General features: G+C 45.7%; 3 protein-coding genes. 2 read left to right on the top strand and 1 reads right to left on the bottom strand.

What is annotated here, in order from left to right:
• Positions 1 to 614 (bottom strand): hypothetical protein (locus tag XMM383_RS11620; protein WP_173506476.1); only part of this gene is annotated, 614 nt, incomplete at its 3' end.
• 118 nt (positions 615 to 732) lie between these two features.
• Here XMM383_RS11620 and XMM383_RS11615 point away from each other — a divergent pair.
• Together XMM383_RS11615 and XMM383_RS11610 are read left to right on the top strand one after the other, a co-directional pair.
• Positions 733 to 936, top strand: coding sequence for a hypothetical protein (locus XMM383_RS11615; RefSeq protein ID WP_173487681.1), 204 nt, complete (start codon positions 733 to 735; stop codon positions 934 to 936).
• Positions 914 to 1,258, top strand: a complete 345-nt coding sequence (locus XMM383_RS11610) for a hypothetical protein (protein ID WP_173487682.1) — start codon at positions 914 to 916, stop codon at positions 1,256 to 1,258. The genes XMM383_RS11615 and XMM383_RS11610 overlap by 23 nt, the downstream gene beginning before the upstream one ends.
• The last annotated feature ends 63 nt before the right edge of the window (positions 1,259 to 1,321 follow it).

Raw genomic sequence — 1,321 nt, 5'->3', positions numbered from 1 at the left:
ACGTATGTGCGAACTGCAAACGGAAACATCGGACGAGTGAGCTTGTAGTTCTTCGCTCGTATCATGTCGTCTCGCTGCTTTGCCCACTCGTAGAACTGAACAGCCGTCTGCTTCACACGACCCCGCTTGTCATAGTCAGCATTGTCCAACCAGATACGATACAGACGAAGCATGAAGTTCGCTCTGTCCATGTATTTGAGAAACGCCTTCTCATAGCCCTCTGACAGCTTGAACTTGCCTTGAGCTACTGTGTTCAGCTTTGTGCCTGCGCCATGCTGTTCCAGAAGCTGCTGAACATCTCGCAGCGTCTCTTTGATATCTTTGCTCAATGATAGCCGCACAACGATTGCTGTGTCGTCATTCTGAATGCCCTCACTCTCATCCAGAACACGAACAGCCGTATCAACAGCGAAGAGCGTCCGCCAAGTTGCACCTGCCCACCAGTCGCTGAACGACTTGTCCCAGAAGTTCCCCCAGTCAGCGTAGAACTCGTAGTCTACCTCAATGTCCTTATCCCGATGCGCCTGCTTCAAGAACTCAAACCACAAGCGATATGCCTCAACACTTCGTGCCGCCAGATAATACCTGCCATCGCCTGACCACTTCTCACTCATTGTCACCTCGTTTCTATGTAGAAATGAACAAGACCAGACAGCCCCGCTGCGCCTTCGTCTTGTCACAAGTAAATTACTCCTGAACAGCTTATATTATTATTGTCAGTGAGCGAAACGAATGAGCGTTTCAGACACTGACAAATCTTCCAATCTCAAATCAAAGAAAGAGAAAACTATGACCGCATATGAATTTGTTGAAGCACATCTATTTGGAAACCTTGACAGCGAGTGTATTCGCTATCTGCTTGTTGAAGCCGTTGAAGACGATGAAGAACTACAGCACCTCATTGACTACATAGATGCGCAAGAAGAAGCAGCATAAAGCTGCGTCTTCAAACACTGACAAATCTTCAAATCTCAAAACAAAGAAAGTGAGAACTATTATGAAAGCACCAGCTTTGAATATTGATGCCGCATTCAACAATCTGAACGATGTAATGGAAGCGATGACAACATCAGGTCAAAAAGACCTAAACATCTATGAAAAATCATCTGATATGTTGAAAATTACTAAATTTGGAATGCTCGTAGAGATGCGCAATAGCGATGGAAACGCATTTTCAGTGCTTGTAATGGACAGCGCAGATATCAATGTTTTTCGTAAGCGTATCGTTGCTTCTGCAAAAGCGTTGAAGAAGCGTTGATGCATCAACGCTTCTTGCGAGCTTTCGCTGCGAGCATGTGACCAGCAACATCTACAGCCACAC

This window comes from Marinobacterium sp. xm-m-383 (genome assembly GCF_013283255.1).
In the GTDB taxonomy this organism is placed as follows: domain Bacteria; phylum Pseudomonadota; class Gammaproteobacteria; order Pseudomonadales; family Balneatricaceae; genus Marinobacterium_E.
Note: the sequence above shows the minus strand (reverse complement) of the source record. Positions and strands in the feature narration are given on the sequence as shown.